Consider the following 16,301-nt stretch of genomic DNA (forward strand, 5'->3'; position numbering starts at 1 on the left):
GGGGAGTAGTGGCAGATCATACAGCGCCGCCTGCGTTCGGCACAGGCCACGCTGACCGAGGGAAAGCCTGCGCGATGGGTCCGCGCCGCTGAATGCTTGAACCTGATGGCTCCGACAGCCGCCTGGGCTGTCGCTTGTCAAGGAGCTGGACCATGCCTTATCTCAACTACGAAAAATCCTTCATTGCCAGCGTGCAGTGCGTCACCCCCGACTACTGCGGGTTCTGGGACTGTGCCGAATTGGTCGAAGGCGATGCCGGCGTCGAACGCAAGCTCGGCGACTGGCTGACGGTGCACAATTGCCCACAAGCGGAAAATCACCTGTTTCGCTTCGATTGCTACTACGACGCCAACGGCTATTGCGGCTACGTGATCCAGTCGCACAGCAAGAGCCAGGGCCGCGCCTGGAGCTCCACCGGGATTCGCTTCGGCTTCAGCACCAACGGCTACGTGGCGCTGTATCCGGTCAAGGGCGGGCCCAATGCGTTCTGGAAACCAAAGGTGTTGCGCGACGGGGCTGAAACCGACCTGATCGACAGTCTGAGCGAAGGGGTGATCGACAATGTACGGGTGCGCAGCCCAGACACCTGGACGCTGAAGGCGCTCAAACGGGTGGAGATCGGCGATTACTGGCATGTCTATGTCAACGATGCCGAGGGGCCGACTATGAACCTGAGTCTGCATATCCAGAGCCTGGGCTTTGAGGATCTGGATGATCATTGAGGGCTGAAGATGTCATTACTGCAGGGCCGAGCACGCTCGGCCCTGCATCGTGACAGCCGTTATCCGGCTTATTGAAACAACATCACACCAACTCCGCCGGCGACACAATGCTGGTCTTGGCCCCGCGCGAACGCCCCGAGCTCAGATAGGCGGCGATCGACTCCTGGGTCACTTCACCGAGGAAAACGTTCTCGGCGTTGAGCACCGGCAGCCACGAACGATTGAACTCGTACATGCGCGACAGCAGGATGCGCAGGTGCTCGTCGTAGGCGGCGGTGGCGTTGAACGGCCGCAGGTAGTCGACGCAGCTGCCCTGCTGGCGGTGCAGGTCGCGGCGGCGCACGTAGCCCAGCGCCTTGTTTTCGGCGTCGGTGACCACCACGTAGCGGCGGTCATGTTCATCCATCAGTTCCAGCGCCTCGGCCACCGGCGTCTCGGGGCTGACCGACGGGGCATTGTCGGCGGCGTCCTCGGCCTTGACCAGCAACAGGCGCTTGAGGGTGCTGTCCTGGCCGACGAAGCTGCTGACGAAGTCGTCTACCGGGTGCGCCAGCAAGGTGTCCGGGTGGTCGATCTGCAACAGTTTGCCGCCGCGGAAGATGGCGATCTTGTCGGCCAGCTTGATCGCTTCGTCGATGTCGTGGCTGACCATGATCACCGTCTTGTTCAGCGCCCGCTGCATCTCGAAGAACTCGTTCTGGATCATCTCGCGGTTGATCGGGTCGACCGCGCCGAACGGCTCGTCCATCAACAGCAACGGCGCATCGGCCGCCAGCGCGCGGATCACGCCGATGCGCTGCTGCTGGCCACCGGACAGCTCGCGCGGATAGCGGTGCAAATACTGCTTGGGCTCCAGCTTGATCATGCTCATCAGTTCGCGGGCGCGGTCGTGGCACTTCTGTTTGTCCCAACCGAGCAGGCGCGGCACCACCACGATGTTTTCCTCGATGGTCATGTTGGGAAACAGGCCGATCTGCTGGATCACATAGCCGATATTGCGGCGCAACGTCACTTCGTCCAGGCCCGTGGTGTCTTCACCGTTGATCAACACCTTGCCGGAGGTCGGCTCGATCAGGCGGTTGATCATTTTCAGGGTGGTGCTCTTGCCGCAGCCCGACGGGCCGAGGAACACGCAGATTTCGCCCTCGTTGACCGTCAGGCTCACCGAGTTGACCGCAGTGACCTGCTTGCCGTTGCTTTCAAAAGTCTTGGTCAGGTTCTGAAGTTCGATCATTTGAGAAGTCCTTTGGGAGTCAGGCTGCGTTGCAGCCATTGCAGGGCCAGGTCGGCGATGATCGCCAGGACACTGACCAGCACTGCGCCGACGATGAGCATGGTCATGTCGCTGCGGCTGATGGAAGTGAGGATGAGTACGCCCAGGCCGCCGGCGCCGATGGTCGCGGCGATGGTCATCACCCCGATGTTCATCACCACGGCAGTGCGCACCCCGGCGAGGATCACCGGCACGGCGATCGGCAACTCGACCATGCGCAGGCGCTGGCCAAAGGTCATGCCGATGCCTTTGGCGGCTTCGCGGATGCCCGGCTCGACGCCGGTCAGGGCCAGGTAGGTGTTGCGCAGAATCGGCAGTAGCGAATAAAGGAACACGGCGGTGATCGCAGGCAACGGGCCGAGACCCTGGCCGAACTTCGAATAGAACGGCAGCAGCAGGCCGAACAGGGCAATGGACGGTATCGTCAGCAGCACCGTGGCGCTGGCTTGCAACGGTCCGGCGAGGGCGGGAAAGCGCGTCATCAGGATGCCCAGCGGCACGCCGACGACGATCGCCAGGCTGACGGCGATGCCGACCAGGGTGATGTGCTGCCAGGTCAGGTGCAGCACCAGCGGCCAATCCAGGTGGGAGAAAGTCTGCAGGAAATTCATGGCTTCTCCGTTAGTTGAGGGGGTGGGCTTTGAGAAACTCGGCGGCCACCAGATTGGGGCTCTGGTGCTCGACGTCGACCTTGGCGTTGAGCTCGCGCATGGTCGCGTTGTCGAGCAGTTCGGCCAGCGGCTTGAGTTGCGCGGCGAGGTCCGGGTGAGCGCTGAGGAAGTCCTGGCGCACCACGGGCGCAGCGGTGTAGTCCGGGAAGTAATGCAGGTCGTCGTCCAGCAGCTTGAGGTGGAAGGCGTTCAGCCGCCCATCGGTGGTGTACACCAGGCCGGTGAACACCTGGCCGTTGCGCAGCGCGGTGTAGACCAGGCCGGCGTCCATCTGGCGGATGTCGGCGCGAGTGAAGGTCAGGCCGTAGCGTTGAGTCAGGCCCACCAGCCCGTCGGAGCGGTTGGCGAATTCGGTGTCCAGGGCCAGCACGTGGCCTTTGCTCGGCTCGCTTTTGACCACCGCTTCAAGCTGGCTGATGGTGTTGATCTGCGGGTACTGCTCGGCAATGTTCTGCGGCAGCGCCAGGGCATAGGTGTTGCTGAACTTCGAAGGGCTCAGCCAGACCAGGCCTTTTTTCGCATCCAGCTCCTTGACCCGCGCATAGGTGGCCGCGCTGTCGAGCTTTTCGTCGATGTGGTTGTAGGACACCAGCGACACCCCGGTGTATTCCCAGAGCATGTCCAGTTGCCCGGTTTCCTGTGCGCTACGCGCCAGGTTGCTGCCCAGGCCGCCGGTGATCTGCACGTCGTAGCCTTTGGTGGCCAGGTACTGCGCAGTGAGGTTGGCCAGCACGGTCTGTTCGGTGAACACCCGCGCGCCGAGGCGAATCACCGGTTTGTCGGCCGCGTGGGCGACAGAGGTCAGGCCCAGCGCCAGGCTGAGCATCAAGCTTGCAATCTTCATAGGTTTTTCCTTGATCAGCCGACCAGTCCGCGTTCCAGCCAGAGGCGGCTGACCAGCGTGACGATGGCGTCGAGAATCAGCGCGAGCAGGGCGGTGCAGGCAGCGCCGAGCAGCAGTTGCGGCTGATTGTTCAGGGCAATGCCGGGGAAGATCAGGCTGCCCAGGCTGTTGGCACCGATGAGAAACGCCAGCGGCGCGGTGCCGACGTTGATCGCCAGGGCCACCCGTACGCCGCCGACGATGATCGGCACGGCGTTGGGCATTTCAACCTTCCACAGCACCTGGCGCGGCGTCATGCCGATGCCCACGGCGGCTTCCTTCAGCGAGCCCTGCACATTCTTCAGGCCTTCATAAGTGTTGCGCACGATGGGCAGCAGAGAGGCGAGAAACAGCGCGAAGATCGCCGGCCCGGCACCGATGCCGAGAAAACCCAGGGCGATGGCCAATACGGCCAGGGGCGGCACGGTGTTGCCGATATTGAAAATCTGCATGAAGCGTTCGGCGCGCCGGGCCATGCTCGGGCGGCTGAGCCAGATGCCGGCTGGCAAGCCGACGGCCAGGGCGGCGAACATCGAACAAAGCACCAGCAGCAGGTGCGCCTGCAGGTAGAACAACAGGTCTTCACGGTAATGCTTGATCGTATCGATGCCGATCCAGTGGACCAGCAAGGCCAGGACGACGACCACGGTCGCGCATCCCATCAGGCCTTTGCCGTAGCGGTTTGTCACAGAGGTCTCCTTTATTTCGGGCGGCAGGCTTTGTCGTGTCTGCGCAGGTTGCTCACGGGCAACAAAGAAGCTGGGTTAAAACCTAACTGATTGATTTTTCAGAGGGTGGTGCCAGGTCAAGCAGGTAGTGGACGCCCCCTGTGCGGAAAAGGTTCCCAAGATGACGGCTTTTGGCCATCGCGCCCGGAAGCGGTTCCGGCTGCGGTCGGCGGGGCGGGCGACGCAGAGTGCAACGGGCATCTCCGCCCCCGAGGTATCACCATGACCACGATTATCGAAAGCGCTTCATTCGTCGCCAACCTGAAATGCCAGACCCCTGGGTTCGAGGGTTTTCTCGACGTGCATGAGGTCGGCAAGCCCAATGGCTGGCGCAGGCCCTGCGACTACCTGACCATCAACAACTATTGCAATTTCCCTGAGATCCCCCGCGAGGAGCGCTGGCCTTTCGTGTTCGTCTGTCATCAATCGAATACGGGTGACCTGGCCTACCAGATCCTCAGCCGCAGCGACGGGCAAGTGGTGGAGCTGGATATCACCGACGAATTGGGCTACCTGGTGTGGCGGCCGCATTCGTCCACACCGCTCGCCTTCTGGGACATCGACATGGCCGGGCAGATCGGTGGCCCACCTGGCCCCGGCAAGTATTCGCGGCTGGGCCTGCGGCGAGTAGGCGGCAATGGCAACGAACGACCGTTCACCTGGCTGGGCCTGCGCGAGCGCGACGGTCAGCTCATACCTTACAAACGCTTCGATGAAGACAAACACTGGTTCTGCTACGTCAGCGCCGACGGACGTGCGCACGAGGCGCCGCTGGTGTACGACCTGTATGTACTGGAAATGGGCGTAGTCATGCCGGCGTAGGCCAAGGTTTCAGGGTCGTGGGAATTCGAGCTATAATCGGCGCCCTTTTTTGAATCACCCCCGCAGGCGTTCCCCCATGACCCAACAGGCCGCCGAAGTCGCGAAGCGTCGCACTTTCGCCATCATTTCCCACCCGGACGCCGGCAAGACCACCATCACCGAGAAGCTTTTGCTGATGGGCAAGGCCATTGCCGTCGCCGGTACCGTGAAGTCGCGCAAGTCCGACCGCCACGCCACTTCCGACTGGATGGAAATGGAGAAGCAGCGCGGTATTTCCATCACCACCTCGGTGATGCAGTTCCCCTACCGCGAGCACATGATCAACCTGCTCGACACCCCCGGCCACGAAGACTTCTCGGAAGACACCTACCGCACCCTGACTGCGGTCGACTCGGCGCTGATGGTGCTCGACGGCGGTAAAGGCGTAGAGCCGCGGACCATCGCCCTGATGGACGTCTGCCGGCTGCGCGACACGCCGATCGTCAGCTTCATCAACAAGCTGGACCGCGACATCCGCGACCCCATCGAGCTGCTCGACGAAATCGAAGCGGTGTTGAAGATCAAGGCGGCGCCGATCACCTGGCCGATCGGCTGCTACCGTGACTTCAAGGGCGTCTACCACCTGGCCGACGACTACATCATCGTCTACACCCCGGGCCACGGCCACGAGCGCACCGACGTCAAGATCATCGAAAAACTCGACTCCGACGAAGCCCGCGCCCACCTGGGCGATGAATACGAGCGTTTCGTCGAACAGCTGGAGCTGGTGCAGGGCGCCTGTCACCCGTTCGACCAGGACGAGTTCATGAACGGCCAGCTGACCCCGGTGTTCTTCGGCACCGCGCTGGGCAACTTCGGCGTCGACCATGTACTCGATGCCGTGGTCGACTGGGCGCCGCGCCCGCTGGCGCGGGTCGCCAACGAGCGCACCGTGGAGCCGACCGAGGAGAAATTCACCGGCTTCGTGTTCAAGATCCAGGCGAACATGGACCCCAAGCACCGCGACCGTATCGCCTTCATGCGCATCTGCTCGGGCAAGTACGACCAGGGCATGAAAATGCGCCACGTGCGCACCGGCAAGGACGTGCGCATCGGCGACGCCCTGACCTTCTTCTCCTCCGAACGTGAGCAACTGGTGGAAGCCTTCGCCGGCGACATCATCGGCCTGCACAACCACGGCACCATCCAGATCGGCGACACCTTCAGCGAAGGCGAGAACCTGGGCTTCACTGGTATCCCGCACTTCGCCCCGGAGCTGTTTCGCCGCGTGCGCCTGCGTGACCCGCTCAAGTCCAAGCAGCTACGCCAAGGCTTGCAGCAGCTGGCGGAAGAGGGCGCTACCCAGGTGTTCTTCCCCGAGCGCAGCAACGACATCATCCTGGGCGCCGTCGGTGTGCTGCAGTTCGATGTGGTCGCCAGCCGCCTGAAGGAGGAGTACAAGGTGGAATGCTCCTACGAGCCGATCACCGTGTGGTCCGCGCGCTGGATCGACTGCGCCGACAAGAAGAAGCTCGAGGAATTTCGCAACAAGGCGGTGGAAAACCTCGCCCTCGATGGCGGCGGCCACCTCACTTACCTGGCGCCGACCCGGGTCAATCTGGCGCTGATGCAAGAGCGCTGGCCCGACGTCAATTTCCGCGCAACCCGCGAGCATCATTGATTCTTACAGCGCTGCACGCGCTGTAAGAACTGTTTCACCCGCCCTGGGTGAGTAGTGATTAGACTTCGGCTGGATCCCCTCCCGCCGGAGTCGTCGATGCCGTTCGCTGCCGCTTCGATCGATGAGCCCGCAGCTGCCGAACCTTGGCGGCAAGGCCCCGCGCAGCGCATCGAGCTGTCGCTGGACAGCGCCGAAAATGCCCAGCCGGCGCAATCGCTCACTACACCTGCAGTGGCATTGGCCGAGCTGCAGAGCACTGGCGACTGGCTGCGCCAGCAGCTGTCGGCGGGCTATGCGCTGCTGACGCGCAAGCAGGACCCAACGTCGCGGCATCCGGTGGTGCGGCGCATTGCTCGGCGGGTAGTGTTCAGGTTGGCGACTGCGTTGGTCGCCAAGCTGCTGACCCGCTTCGTGCATCCCATGGCCGGCGTCCTCATGCAGATGTACATCGAGCTGATCCGGCAAAAGGACGAACTCAACGTCACCAACTATGTTGCCCTCAAGGCCCTTTTGCAGGCCTTCATTGACCTGCCCAGTGGCAACGACCGCGACCGCGAACTGGCGTCCTTGCAGAACGTAATGAAGCCGCTGGCAAGCTTGATCGATCTTTTCGACGAGGGGCGCAGTGGCGCTTTGGGGTTGGAATCGGCCAGCAATCATCTGGGGCGATTGTCCGATACGCTGGCCAGCGAAGACGTGGTGCTGGCGCTGCCTGACGGCTACGCCGCGCAATTGATCGAAGGGATGAACCTGCTGCAGTCGTTTATCAACGATCTCACGGTGGCAGGCTCGGCAGCCGCGCAGATCAAGCCGCTGGGGTATCTTCAAGCGTTCGGGCAGAGCCGCCTGCTGGCGGCCATGTTGCCTGCGGAGCTGGCGTGGTTGGCGGAATTCTTCGTCGAACTGGCGGATGTACTGCAGAAAATCCGCGACCTGGCGGGGGACGCCGAGCGCGGGCCGGTCGACAAGGGCTGGGCCATGGCCTTGGTCATACTCGACAGCCGCCTGGGGCACCTTTTCGCACCACAGTTGCAAGAGTGGCTCAGGCCCTTGCGTGGGGTGCTCAAAGGCGCGGCTGACGACGAGGTCGGCGCATTCGACTGGTTGTCCACAGCCGGCAACCTTGACCGGATGCAAGCCGCCGCAGACCCCGCCATGCAGGCAACCAGCGCTCACCTCGCCGAGCTGGGTGAAGGCGCTACGGACATTCAGGGCTTCGCGACTCTGCCAGGCAGTCCTGCGGAACAACTCGGCTGGGGGATCGAGCTGCTGTCGAACAAGCCCCTGCGCGCTCTGCTGCAGCTCTGGTTCGGTGCCCGAGTGATGGAGCCTCTGACGCAGATCTTTGATCTGCTTGAGCAAGCCCCGCGCCGTCCGCTGAACAATTCACTGGCGGCGCAGGCCGCCTGGACGTCAGCGCTGTTCGCCATGCCGAAGCTGCAGAGTTACCTGGCCGAAACGCTGTCCCCTGCGGGAGTCGAACTGTTGCGCAGCAGCCTCGATTGGACCCTCGTCAGCCAGCAGTTGCTGATACTCAAGCAGCGCCGTGACAAGGATGCTTCCTGGGCAAGCCAGGCGCGCGAGGCGATCACCGGGCTGGGGCAGATCTTCATGCGCCAGGTCGCCAATCCAGCCGCGCTGACCACGCTGGCCAAGGGCGCGGCGCTTTATGGCCGCCTGCGCAGTGACCCTGAAGCCGTCATGGTACTGAGCGCCTACATCGCCATTCGGGAAATCCCCGACGATTGGACACTGGCCAGGGACGGTCAACGCTGGCTCTACATCATTTGGGACCGTATCAGTGCGCTGCCCGGTATTGCCGGCAAGGCAGCCTACTACCTGCGGTGGATCGCCCGCGGCCTGAACTTTGCCTGGAAGTGGGCTCGCTCCCCCAGTACTGATGAACTCGAGAGTTGGCTGGAAATGAGCGTCAGGCAGGTGAAATTGGCGACTGGCGTGTCGGGTGCAGGCGCTCTGGCGCTGGACCTGGTGCCGTTGGCGCCAGCCTTGTGGGAGGCTTTCTCGCAGTCGGGCCAAGGCAAGGGGGCCGACCTTTCGGCGGGGCAGCGCGGCGTGCGGTTGTTGGAGCATCTGCTGAGCAGCAGCAGCCCGGCGCTCAAGCGCGCCGGCGCCAGTATCGAGAGTGCCGTGGTCAATGGTCTGGCCGATGCCGTCGGCTCGGCCCTGCCCGAGGGCCAGGCGCCGTTGCTCGGGGCGCTGTCGTTCGGCGCGAGCGCCGCCCCGATCGGCCCGCCTCCCAGCATTGCCACAGGCGTCGGCCAGGGGCTGTCGGCGCGCTGCCGTGTTCCTTCGGCGGCGCAACTGCGCGTGGACACTCTTGGCGGGCATTATCACGCTGCGCTGCTTGGCGCGTTGCTGTTCGGCGGCGTAGCGCTGTCAAGCGCGGGCGCCTACCTGCGCGAGCGCACAGCGGCGCGCAACCCCAGCCTGCGAGTGCCGCAGGAGGACAGCGGCCCGGCGGACGACGCTACGCATCCGCTCGATAGCGCGGCGTCCGTGACCCCGTGGGGCACGCTGGCAGGCCTATCCATCAGTGCTGCGGCGTTCAGCGGCGCCATGGCGATCTACAACTGGCGCGAACGCGAAAAGGCCATCGAGGCCGCCACTCAGTTGGAGCGGATCAACTGGCTGGACCGACCCATGATCGAGGGGCAGCGCACCACCTTCGCCCAGGGCATCGAGGCGTGTATCCGACGCACTCACAGCGATGCCGAGGCAATACTGGGCGACCCGCTGAGGCTGGAGGCAGCTGTGCGCCAATTGCTCACGTCGGTAGAGCAGCCCGATGATCCGGTCAGTGACTCCACCGGCCGTCACCGACGCGACCTGCAATCGAAGCTGCCAGCAGAGTCCGGCGCAGTGCCCGATCAGCACAGCGCGCTGCATGTGGCCCAACGTGATGGGCGCGTCGAGGTACTGGCCAATGACGAACTCAGCGGCAAGGAGCAAACGCTGGTGCTTGAAGGCGATCCGGACGCGCTGGCCGCCAAGACGGCTTTCGAGCTCCTGCTGCACAAATATCAGGTGGAGGCGGGAGTTGCAGCACTGCGCCAACGCGCCGTGGGAGCGGGCGTACTGCCGGCCCACCTGACCAGCCTGGACGAGTTCGCCGAGTACACGGGCGCACGTATTCACGCCAATTACTACAACCGACCCTTCGACCCGGATGAAGCCATCCCCTTGCGCTACGAAGTGTTCGAGGACAACCCACTGGTGTATCTGGTCATGCCGGCGACGCAACCGGTGATGTCCTTGCGCCGGGCCTACGCGCGCCTGCAGGGCCCCGATGCCGTCGAACGGCTGGAGGGTAACGCCGTGAACGAGCCTTTCTGGAATCGACAGATGTTCGGTACCAATGGGCGCATCGAGCTTACCCCCCGGCAATTACTGGCGGGGCGTCTGTACGGCAAACTTGGCCAGAATGCGTACAACATCGAGATAGACCCGCAGCGCTCTGCCGCTGACCAAGGCGGGGCCCCCGCCCTGTACCTGCAAGCGCTGCGTGATTACCCGACCGTGGAAAAATATCAGCAACAATTGCAGACGCACATGGACGAGCAGCGCCCCGCCTTGATCGCTAACTACAAACGTCGACTGTTTGATGAATTGAAAGATGCTGTCGGGTCCAAAGACTATTCGCCCAGTTCGCGGATCGAACAGGGGCTGGCGAGCCTGCACCCGGTTTTTGCAGGCCCGGCCAAACGCTACAAGATATTCACCCCGGCGTTCGGTAGCCCACGGCGGGAGTGGTCGGGGCATCAACGAATCCTGCAAACGGTTCGCTACATCGATGCCTCGGCCAATATCGACATCATTGTTTTCATGGCCAACCATACCGTGATCGACGCCTATCACCCCGGCTCCGCCGCCCTGACCGCAGGCACCGATGCTGCCTCCTGGCCGGTGTCGACCACCGCAGTGGAGGTCACCGACATCTCCCATATAGCTCAGGTGCTGCAGGGTACGGCTCATATGGACAATGAACTGTATGACGCGATTGCAGCGACGGTCGGCCGCGATGAGCGGGACTACGCCGAGGCCCTGCGCGACGTGAATGGGCAGCGAGTCTACAACGATGCCTTCATCAAGCGCCTGGAAAATAGCCGGCATAAAGCCGTCAGCAAAGACCCTACGACCCCCTCGAAACTCAAGCTGATCACCGAACGTGCAGAAACGCTGGACCAATTGGCCGACAATGATGTGCGCTACCTGCAGGAATCCCTGCAGAGTGCGGCGGATCATCAGAGTCGTTCAAAAGCTGAGCAGGCGCTGGATTACTACACCCACAAGTTCGAGTTTGTGATCAATTTATTTGCGGCCGCGCTGACCGTGGTCGGGGGGTCGCCGTTGTCGATTGCCACCGTGGCCGGTCGCTCAGCGTGGCTGACTGCGCTGTTCAGCTCTACGGCTACCAGCCTTGCGCGCATGACCGCTGCGGAGAATGTCGACGAGCAGCGTGCGCTGCTGACCCGGTGGCTGACCACGGTGGTCTCGGAAAGCCTGCTTTGGGGAATGGCCGAATTTGGTGTCCCCCGTATCGCCGAACGTGTCCTCGCCAGCAAGCCGGGCAAGGCTGTGCTGCTCAGCCGGCGCCGGTTGCTGGAGTTGCAACCGCAGCTGGAATCGCCGCGTTTCCTGCGCTACGTCGACGAATACTATGGCGCGCTGGCGGCGGGTGCTGATCCAGTGGTGCGTGAGGCCTATGACGAGTCGATCAAGACCGCGCTGCGCAAGTCCATAGAGCAAGCCCTCAACGCCTCACTGGTGAGCTCGGCCTTCTGGGGCTACCCGGCGCTGCAGGAAGCGGTGCTGAACCTCGATTGGGAGGCGCTGGACGTTCCAGAGGCCATGGCCGAGCGAAACCCGTCGTTCAAGCGTAACAGCGCCATTCTCTACGAGAACGCGAATTATGCCGGTAAAACCGTGCGGCGCCGGTTGCCGCGCAACACCCTTTCTGCCGCCACCCGCACCTCTCAAGCCTGGAAGCTGGTCAGGGAGGATGGGCTGTTGGTTGCCCAGGCCGACAAGGATCCGGACGTGGGCCCCGACGACCCCCGCAACCGCTGGATCAAGTTGGACTGGCAGGTCGGATTGGGCCTGCCCGGGCGGTATCGCAATTTTGACCGTACCAGCTATTACTTGCTCAACGACGACACGCCGTGGTCCAGGTTCGAAGCCGAGCAGTACCGGCTGCTCAAGGAAAATGGTACCTGGCGGGCAGAGCGGGTGATTCGAACGCCCGAACAACGGGTTGCCGACAGGGAGCAGCGCCGTGCGGCTCAGAGCGGGCAGACACAAGCTCCAGAGGACGACCTCACGCCTTATGAGCCCGCAGTGGCCTGGCAAATTGACGTCACAGGGGCAAAATACCGCGCGGTACCGGTGCCCTCGTACAATGCTCAGGAGAACCGTTGGCAAAAGGTTTCCGTCGATGACCCCTCAGAGCCAGGCTTATATGTGCGCATCGCTAATCGCGCCACCTACCGGTCCTATCGGCACCAGCGCTATGGGCGCTCACAACCGTTGTACCAGCTTGAGACACAGGGTGGGCTATGGCGTGCCTCTGAACAGACATCGGCGTCAACCTATGACCCATGGCCTGATCTGCAGTTGCTGGAGGCGAGTGAAAAGGCTCAGGCCGAAGACCTCCGGTACGCCAAGGCGGCGCAGACCCGGCTGGATCTGCTGGAGCCCAAGGGTAATCAGTGGGCTGGCGAGCAGAATATGGTTATCAGCAACCTCAATAGAATGGAAGCCCATTGGACGGCTGACGGTTCTGCCGTAGGGCGTCTGGATGTTCACGTCAGTCAGTTTCAAGTGGATCAGCTTTCCACTCGCCATGAGCGAGTGAAAAAAGAGCTGAACCTGCTGCATCAAGAGCATGCACAGATGACCCAGGCATTTCATGACCGCTACGCGCGCCGCCAGGATTTCCAGGTTCAGTGGCAAAACTATAACACCCTCAAACGCACCGGTCGGTCGCTGACAGCGTTGCAAGCGGAGGATCGCAAACTCGAGGACGAAGCCGCCGGGTGCGACAAGGAACTGCGGCGTCTAGACCGCGATACCACGGTGCTGGGCGAGGACCGCAAGGCTGTCCTGAGGAATCGCTTGCAAAGCATCGCCACGTCCCTGGCCCTGCATATGACCCTGAGATCACGGATGAGCACTGAGATACGCGGTCTTCTCCCGCTGGTCAGCGCCGGTCAGCGGCGGAACTACGAGCGCAAAGCGCCTCCCTTGGAGCCATATGACCGGCCGGGGGTCTATTATTGAACGATGGGGAAATGTCACCACGTGGTGACATTTCCCCATCCCTTCGTTACCTCCGTCAGCTACTACGCTGGTTTAGACTCCCCGCAGCGCAAGCACCAGACTTGCCTTGCATAACAACAAAAAAAGGAATTCACATGAAAGCGATCTCTCGCCTCGCCGTAGCCATTTCCCTTGCTTCGTTGTTCCCTGTCAGTGCCTTCGCCGCCGATTCCAAAGGCACCGTCGAAGTGGTGCACTGGTGGACTTCCGGTGGTGAAAAAGCGGCTGTCGACGTCCTCAAGGCTCAGGTCGAAAAAGACGGCTTCACCTGGAAAGACGGTGCTGTCGCCGGTGGCGGTGGTGCTACCGCGATGACCGTGCTCAAGAGCCGCGCGGTTGCCGGCAACCCGCCAGGCGTTGCCCAGATCAAGGGCCCTGACATCCAGGAATGGGCGTCCACCGGCCTGCTCGACACCGACGTCCTCAAGGACGTAGCCAAAGAAGAGAAGTGGGACAGCCTGCTCGACAAGAAAGTCTCCGATACCGTGAAGTACGACGGTGACTACGTCGCCGTGCCGGTCAACATCCACCGCGTCAACTGGCTGTGGATCAACCCGGAAGTCTTCAAGAAAGCCGGCATCACCAAGAACCCCACCACCCTCGAAGAATTCTACGCCGCCGGCGACAAGCTCAAGGCCGCAGGCTTCATTGCGCTCGCCCACGGTGGCCAGCCTTGGCAGGACAGCACCGTGTTCGAAGCCGTGGTGCTCTCGGTGATGGGTGCCGACGGTTACAAGAAAGCTCTGGTCGACCTCGACGAAGCCGCGCTGACCGGTCCGCAAATGGTCAAGTCGCTGACCGAGCTGAAGAAAGTCGCGACCTACATGGACGCCGACGGCAAGGGCCAGGACTGGAACCTGGAAGCCGGCAAGGTCATCAATGGCAAGGCCGGTATGCAGATCATGGGTGACTGGGCCAAGTCCGAATGGACCGCCGCCAAGAAAATCGCCGGCAAGGACTACGAGTGCGTGCCGTTCCCTGGCACCGACAAGGCCTTCACCTACAACATCGACTCGCTGGCCGTGTTCAAGCAGAAAGACAAAGGCACGGCTGCCGGTCAGCAGGACATTGCCAAGGTCGTGCTGGGTGAGAACTTCCAGAAGGTCTTCAGCATCAACAAGGGCTCGATCCCTGTGCGCGTCGACATGCTGAACAAGATGGACTCCTACGGCTTCGACTCCTGCGCCCAGACCGCTGCCAAGGACTTCCTGGCTGACGCCAAGACCGGCGGCCTGCAGCCAAGCATGGCCCATAACATGGCCACGACCCTGGCGGTGCAAGGCGCATTCTTCGACGTCGTGACCAACTACATCAACAACCCGAAAGCCGACCCGACCGACACCGCCAAGCAACTGGCCGCGGCGATCAAGTCAGCCAAGTAACGGTGACCGCGTGGGGGCCTTCCTGGCCCCCGCCCGGCTTGATTCTGTAGTCCTTTTCCCCTGAACTGGATTTTCCCATGAGCTCTATTGCTGTGTTCAGCAAAGCCTCGCCGTTCGATGCACTGCAGCGCTGGCTACCTAAACTGGTGCTGGCGCCCAGCATGTTCATCGTCCTGGTGGGCTTTTATGGCTACATCCTGTGGACGTTCGTCCTGTCGTTCACCACGTCCACCTTCCTGCCGAGCTACAACTGGGCAGGGCTGGCGCAATATGCCCGATTGTTCGACAACGACCGCTGGTGGGTCGCGAGCAAGAACCTCGCGGTATTCGGCGGCATGTTCATCGGCATCACCCTGGTCATAGGCGTGCTGCTGGCGGTGTTCCTTGACCAGCGCATCCGTCGCGAAGGTTTCATCCGCACAATTTATCTGTACCCGATGGCGCTCTCGATGATCGTCACCGGTACCGCCTGGAAATGGCTGCTCAACCCCGGCATGGGCCTGGACAAGCTGCTGCGCGACTGGGGCTGGGAAGGTTTTCGCCTGGATTGGCTGATCGACCCGAACCGCGTGGTGTACTGCCTGGTGATCGCCGCCGTCTGGCAAGCCTCGGGTTTCATCATGGCGATGTTCCTCGCCGGCCTGCGCGGGGTCGATCAGTCGATCATCCGTGCCGCGCAGATCGACGGCGCGAGCCTGCCGCGCATCTACTGGAGCGTGGTGCTGCCCAGTCTGCGTCCGGTGTTCTTCAGTGCAGTGATGATCCTGGCGCATATCGCGATCAAGAGTTTCGACCTGGTGGCGGCGATGACGGCCGGCGGCCCGGGTTACTCGTCCGACCTGCCAGCGATGTTCATGTACTCCTTCACCTTCAGCCGCGGCCAGATGGGCATGGGCTCGGCCAGTGCCATTCTGATGCTCGGTGCGATCCTCGCGATCATCGTGCCATACCTGTACTCCGAGCTGAGGGCCAAGCGCAATGACTAGTCTCGCCGCCAAACCTGCGCTCAGCCTGAGCCGCATCGCGATCTACGCGGTGCTGATCTTCGCTGTGCTGCTGTACCTGGTACCGCTGGTGGTGATGTTGCTGACCAGCTTCAAGACCCCGGAAGACATCAGCACCGGCAACCTGCTGAGCTGGCCGACCGTGGTCAGCGGCATCGGCTGGGTCAAGGCCTGGGGAACCGTCCATGGCTACTTCTGGAACTCGATCAAGATCACCGTGCCTGCGGTGCTGATCTCCACCGCCATCGGTGCGTTGAACGGCTACGTGCTGTCGTTCTGGCGCTTTCGCGGTTCGCAGCTGTTCTTCGGCCTGCTGCTGTTCGGCTGCTTCCTGCCGTTCCAGACCGTGCTGCTGCCAGCCTCGTTCACTCTCGGCAAGATGGGCCTGGCCAGTACCACCACCGGCCTGGTGTTCGTGCACGTGGTCTACGGCCTGGCGTTCACCACCCTGTTCTTTCGCAACTACTACGTGAGCATTCCGGATGCCCTGGTCAAGGCCGCACGCCTGGACGGCGCCGGCTTCTTCACCATCTTCCGGCAGATCATCCTGCCGATGTCGACCCCGATCATCATGGTCTGCCTGATCTGGCAGTTCACCCAGATCTGGAACGACTTCCTGTTCGGCGTGGTGTTCTCCAGCGGCGATTCCCAGCCCATCACGGTGGCGCTGAACAACCTGGTCAACACCAGCACCGGGGCCAAGGAATATAACGTGGATATGGCGGCGGCGATGATCGCCGGGCTACCGACCCTGCTGGTCTATGTGATCGCAGGCAAGTATTTCGTGCGCGGCCTCACGGCTGGCGCGGTCAAGGGGTAA

Annotated in this window: 11 protein-coding genes; 7 read left to right on the forward strand and 4 right to left on the reverse strand. The window is 62.4% G+C overall.

All coding sequences use genetic code 11. The features are described 5' to 3' along the window. The first annotated feature begins 152 nt into the window (after positions 1-152). A complete protein-coding gene (locus SFA35_RS05185; RefSeq protein ID WP_320575920.1) occupies positions 153-722 on the forward strand; it encodes a hypothetical protein in 570 nt (189 codons plus the stop codon). Between the two features lie 82 nt (positions 723-804). On the opposite strand, the gene SFA35_RS05190 is transcribed toward SFA35_RS05185, so the two are convergent. From SFA35_RS05190 to SFA35_RS05205, 4 genes are read right to left on the reverse strand one after another with little or no spacing between them, the layout of a single operon-like run. Further along, positions 805-1,956 (reverse strand): ABC transporter ATP-binding protein, encoded by a 1,152-nt coding sequence (locus SFA35_RS05190; protein ID WP_320575923.1) that lies wholly within the window; start codon positions 1,954-1,956, stop codon positions 805-807. Further along, complete coding sequence (locus SFA35_RS05195; protein ID WP_320575925.1) at positions 1,953-2,606, reverse strand: ABC transporter permease; 654 nt, start codon at positions 2,604-2,606, stop codon at positions 1,953-1,955. Before SFA35_RS05195 ends, SFA35_RS05190 begins: the two co-directional genes overlap by 4 nt. A gap of 10 nt (positions 2,607-2,616) precedes the next feature. Next, positions 2,617-3,510 carry a glycine betaine ABC transporter substrate-binding protein gene (locus SFA35_RS05200; RefSeq protein ID WP_320575927.1) on the reverse strand — a complete coding sequence of 298 codons (894 nt, stop codon included), beginning with the start codon at positions 3,508-3,510 and terminating at the stop codon, positions 2,617-2,619. Positions 3,511-3,524: 14 nt separating this feature from the next. Beyond that, the gene (locus SFA35_RS05205) at positions 3,525-4,211 is read right to left on the reverse strand and encodes an ABC transporter permease (RefSeq protein ID WP_320578843.1); all 687 of its coding nucleotides are present in this window, start codon (positions 4,209-4,211) and stop codon (positions 3,525-3,527) included. Positions 4,212-4,499: 288 nt separating this feature from the next. Here SFA35_RS05205 and SFA35_RS05210 point away from each other — a divergent pair, with 288 nt between their 5' ends. The 6 genes from SFA35_RS05210 (at position 4,500) to SFA35_RS05235 (ending at position 16,301) form a co-directional block, all read left to right on the forward strand. Then, positions 4,500-5,099 (forward strand): hypothetical protein, encoded by a 600-nt coding sequence (locus SFA35_RS05210; RefSeq protein WP_320575929.1) that lies wholly within the window; start codon positions 4,500-4,502, stop codon positions 5,097-5,099. A 76-nt stretch (positions 5,100-5,175) separates the two neighbouring features. After that, positions 5,176-6,759: a peptide chain release factor 3 gene (locus SFA35_RS05215; RefSeq protein WP_320575931.1), complete on the forward strand. Its 1,584-nt coding sequence runs from the start codon at positions 5,176-5,178 to the stop codon at positions 6,757-6,759. Positions 6,760-6,855: 96 nt separating this feature from the next. Next, positions 6,856-13,056, forward strand: coding sequence for a hypothetical protein (locus SFA35_RS05220; RefSeq protein WP_320575933.1), 6,201 nt, complete (start codon positions 6,856-6,858; stop codon positions 13,054-13,056). A gap of 134 nt (positions 13,057-13,190) precedes the next feature. Next, positions 13,191-14,477: an ABC transporter substrate-binding protein gene (locus SFA35_RS05225; protein ID WP_320575935.1), complete on the forward strand. Its 1,287-nt coding sequence runs from the start codon at positions 13,191-13,193 to the stop codon at positions 14,475-14,477. 77 nt (positions 14,478-14,554) lie between these two features. Further along, positions 14,555-15,463 (forward strand): sugar ABC transporter permease, encoded by a 909-nt coding sequence (locus SFA35_RS05230; protein ID WP_320575937.1) that lies wholly within the window; start codon positions 14,555-14,557, stop codon positions 15,461-15,463. Further along, positions 15,456-16,301, forward strand: coding sequence for a carbohydrate ABC transporter permease (locus tag SFA35_RS05235; protein ID WP_320575939.1), 846 nt, complete (start codon positions 15,456-15,458; stop codon positions 16,299-16,301). Before SFA35_RS05230 ends, SFA35_RS05235 begins: the two co-directional genes overlap by 8 nt.

Origin of the sequence: Pseudomonas sp. HR96, from assembly GCF_034059295.1 — a bacterium.
Classification (GTDB): Bacteria; Pseudomonadota; Gammaproteobacteria; order Pseudomonadales; family Pseudomonadaceae; genus Aquipseudomonas.